We start from the raw sequence: 3,742 nt of genomic DNA on the forward strand, positions 1-3,742 counted from the left end.
ACGACCGGCACGACCCAGACCTGCCTCACCGCACGCGAGCCCGCCCGACGCACCCCGTCCGCCGCCACCGAAGCGCGGAGTGCGGACCGATTCACCGCCGCACCGCTGCCCTCCCCGGCGCCGGCCCCGCAGACACGGAAGCCGACGACCGGCACGACCCAGACCTGCCTCACCGCACGCGAGCCCGCCCGACGCACCCTGCCCGTCGCCGTCGCCGTCGCAGCGCGCGGCGGCGCCCGCGCGATGCTGCCGTCGCGAGCATTGGCCCCGCTGTCGCAGGAGTTGGGTGCCTCGCCTGAGGTCGGAGGCGTGCGATGAGCGCCGCCTTCATCGCCGGCGAAGCTGCCGGGCGGGCGATGCCCGTCGTCGCCGGGGTGCTTGGCGCGGGTGGGGTCGCTGTTGCGGCGTTGCCCTCGCGGGTGCGGATGCGGGGTGAGTTGCGTAAGCGGTGGCGGACGTGGGCCGTGGCCGCGCCGCTGTTTCTCGGGGCGTTCTTCGTGGGGCGGGCGGGTGCGTTCGCGCTCGCGGCCGGGCTCGGGGTCATCGCCGTCGGGGAGTACGCGCGGATGGCGGGGCTGCCTCGGGGTGAGCGGCTGGTGCTCGGGGCGGCCGCCGTGGCGGTGCCGGGGGTCGCCTGGGCCGCGCCCGGCGCCCTTGACCTGCGGACGGCAGGGGCGCTGCTCATCGCCGCCGCGGGGGCGGCCCTCTTCTCCGGAGACGCCTCGCAGGGCTTCACGCGCGCGTGCCGGACGGTTTTCGGGCTGTTGTGGATTCCGGTGTCGCTGAGCGGGCTCGTGCTGCTCGGCGATACGGCCGTGGCCGTGGGGGTCGCTGTGGCGTTCGGCGATGTGGGCGCTTGGTGTGGCGGTACGGCGCTCGGCCGCCGGGGGGTCCTGGCCCGCCCGCTCTCTCCCCTCTCCCCCAACAAGACCTGGGCGGGCGTCGCCGGCGCCGCCGCGGCGACGGCCGCCGCGCTGGCCGCGGTCGGCGCGTTCTCCGCGGTGCTGTGGGCCGCCGTGCTCGTCGGCTGCGTACTCGGGGATCTCCTGGAGTCGATGGTCAAGCGCGAGGCGGGCGTGAAGGACGCGGGGAGCTGGCTGCCGGGGTTCGGGGGCCTGCTCGACCGGATCGACTCGTTGCTGGTGGCGCTGTTGCTGACGATGGTGGTGACGCTGTGAGGACCGTGAGCCGCAAGTGGGCAGCACATTCAGCCCGTCCGGCGATTGAAAACGAACTCGGCGGAGCCGGTGATCGACCGAGCCACGTGCCCGCCGCCCGCAGGCCCGCGGCCAGACTCCGCCGGGCGCTCTGGTGGACCCTGCTCACCCTCACCGGAGGTGTCGAGCGGAGGGGTCACCTCCCGCCCGGCGGCTGCGTCGTCGTGGCGAACCACTCCTCCCACGCGGACACCGCCGCCCTGCTCGCGGCGCTGGACGCCCGCCACGCCCCGGCGATCGGCGCGGCCGCCGACTACTGGTTCGCCTCTCCCTGGCGCAGGCGCATCTGCAGCCGGCTTGCCGCGGGCTTCCCCGTACGCCGCACGGGAGGCGGCATGGACGACCTCCTGGCCAAGGCGGACGACCTCCGCGCGGGCCGGGCCGTGGTCCTCTTCCCGGAGGGAACCCGCGCGCGGGCGGGCGAGCTCGGCGCCTTCCACCGAGGCGCCGTGGTCCTCGCGGAGCACGCGCGCGTGCCGGTCGTGCCGGTCGCCATCGCGGGCACGGACCGCCTGCTGCCCAAGCACGGCAGGCTCCGCCCGGCCCTCGTACGGGTCGCCGTCGGTGATCCGCTGCCCGCGTCGGCCACCCCCGATGAGGCCCGCGACGCGGTGGCGGCACTGCATCGCCGTACGACGGGAGAACCGCTCAGGGACTCCGCAGCGCGCAAGCGGACCGCGGCGGTCGTGGCCTCCCGATGGGGGCTGCCGCTCGCCTTCGCCTGGGCCTTCGCGGAGGCGCTGAGCTGGCCGCTGATGCCGGAGCTGTTCCTCGCGATCGCCTGCGTGGCCATGCCGCGCCGCGCCCTGAAGCTGTCGCTCACGGCCCTCGCCGGCAGCCTGGCGGGCGGCCTGCTCGCCCTCCAACTGGCCGCGTCCGGCGCACAGTTGCCACAGCCGCTCACGACGGACCGGATGCGCGCAGAGGTGCGCGCCGAACTCGCCGTCGAGTCCGCCGCGGCCGTCCGCCACCAGCCATGGAACGGCATCCCCTTCAAGGTGTACGCACGTGAGGCGGGCCGCGCCGACGTCGCCCCGTCCGACTGGCTGACCCACTCGGCCCTCTCGCGCGGCTCCCGCACCCTCACCGTGGGCCTGGCCTTCGGAGCCTTCGGCTTCCTTGTGCACCGGCTTCGGCGGTTCTACGGCCTGTATCTGGCGCTGCTCGGCACCGGATTCACGATCGGACTCTCCCTCATCGTGGCGGGATGGCGCTGAACAGGCCGCTCTCCTCCCACAGTTGGTCTGCACCATGGCGCGGGCGACGGCCCACGCCGCAGAATCGGACCATGTCTGAGACCGAGCAGCAGCAAGCATGGACCCCCATCCACGGCGAGCCCTACCGCTCCGTGCCGTACCGCCCGGAGCGCATGCCGGAGGCCGAATCCCTCGCGCACGCCGCCGAGTTGCGGGCGCGGATGCGGGAGCGGCGCACGGTGCGGCAGTTCGCGCCGGACCCCGTGCCCGCGCAAGTCGTGCGGGACGCCATCGCGTGCGCGGCGACGGCGCCGTCCGGCGCGCACCAGCAGCCGTGGACGTTCGCCCTCGTCCAGGACCCGGACATCCGCCGCCGCATCCGCGAGGCCGCAGAGCACGAGGAGCAGATCTCGTACGACGGACGGCTCGGCGAGGAGTGGCTCGCCGCCCTGCGCCCGCTGGGCACGGACGAGGTGAAACCGCACCTCACGGACGCGCCCGCGCTGATCGTCGTCTTCCAGCAGCGCTACTGGCTCGGCGACGACGGCACCAAGCACAAGCACTACTACGTCGACGAGTCGGTCGGCATCGCGGTCGGGATGCTGCTCTCCGCCCTGCACCTGTCGGGCCTGGCCGCGCTGATCCACACGCCGAGCCCGATGCGGTTCCTCTCGCAGGTGCTCGGCCGCCCGGAGAACGAGAAGGCGTTCGCGGTGATCCCCGTGGGCTATCCGGCGGCGGACTGCCGGGTCCCCGATCTCGTACGGAAATCCCTTGACCAGGTCCTAGTGGAGGTCTGACCGCGAGGCGTTGGCCGACACCAACTCGCGCTCCAGGAACGGGTAGTCGGTGTACCCCTCGGCCCCGTTGGTGTAGAGGTGCGCCTCGTCGATCTCCTGGAGCGCCGCGCCCGCCGCGAACCGCTCCGGCAGGTCGGGGTTGGAGATGAACGCGCGCCCGTACGAGACGAGGTCGACGGCCCCGGACGCGAGGACCGCCTCGCCCGCCTCCCGCGTCGTGGGGTCGCCGTTCTCGCCGACGTTGCCGATGAGCGTGCCGTGCCAGTGGGGGCGCAGGTCGGTGAGGGCCGGGTAGCGGTCGTTGTCGGTGAGGTGGAGGTAGGCGAGGCCGATGCCGTCGATCTCGTCGAGCAGCGCGCGGTAGACGGGGCCGGGGTCGGCCTCCGCCATGCCGAACTGCGGGTTGCCCGGGGAGAGCCGGAGCCCGAGCCGCTCGGCGCCGACCGCGGCCCCCCCCCCGCCCCCCAACGCCACCCGCGCGACCATGCCGACGGGGCGCGACGCCCGCCACAGCACGGCGAAGGCCCGC

General features: G+C 74.5%; 3 protein-coding genes and 2 pseudogenes. 4 read left to right on the forward strand and 1 reads right to left on the reverse strand.

Going from position 1 to position 3,742, the window contains the following annotated elements:
* From ACFWY6_RS16910 to ACFWY6_RS16925, 4 genes and pseudogenes are all read left to right on the forward strand, one after another.
* Positions 1-318: pseudogene (locus ACFWY6_RS16910) on the forward strand (hypothetical protein); the annotation flags it as partial.
* Entirely contained in the window at positions 315-1,178 is an 864-nt protein-coding gene (locus ACFWY6_RS16915) for a phosphatidate cytidylyltransferase (protein WP_384690479.1), read from the forward strand. The pseudogene ACFWY6_RS16910 and the gene ACFWY6_RS16915, both read left to right, overlap by 4 nt.
* An 86-nt stretch (positions 1,179-1,264) precedes the next feature.
* Positions 1,265-2,434, forward strand: a complete 1,170-nt coding sequence (locus tag ACFWY6_RS16920; protein ID WP_384690481.1) for a lysophospholipid acyltransferase family protein — start codon at positions 1,265-1,267, stop codon at positions 2,432-2,434.
* Positions 2,435-2,505: 71 nt separating this feature from the next.
* Positions 2,506-3,213, forward strand: a complete 708-nt coding sequence (locus ACFWY6_RS16925; protein WP_384690483.1) for a nitroreductase family protein — start codon at positions 2,506-2,508, stop codon at positions 3,211-3,213.
* Here ACFWY6_RS16925 and ACFWY6_RS16930 read toward each other — a convergent pair.
* Positions 3,199-3,742 (reverse strand): annotated as a pseudogene (locus ACFWY6_RS16930) (hypothetical protein); the annotation flags it as partial. The gene ACFWY6_RS16925 and the pseudogene ACFWY6_RS16930 overlap by 15 nt on opposite strands.

Origin of the sequence: Streptomyces sp. NPDC059037, assembly GCF_042740015.1 — a bacterium.
Classification (GTDB): domain Bacteria; phylum Actinomycetota; class Actinomycetes; order Streptomycetales; family Streptomycetaceae; genus Streptomyces.

What these genes read in the sequence shown, in the direction of transcription:
- ACFWY6_RS16915 (WP_384690479.1), top strand. Translation starts at nt 315, where the DNA reads ATGAGCGCCGCCTTCATCGCCGGCGAAGCTGCCGGGCGGGCGATGCCC.
- ACFWY6_RS16925 (WP_384690483.1), top strand. Translation starts at nt 2,506, where the DNA reads ATGTCTGAGACCGAGCAGCAGCAAGCATGGACCCCCATCCACGGCGAG.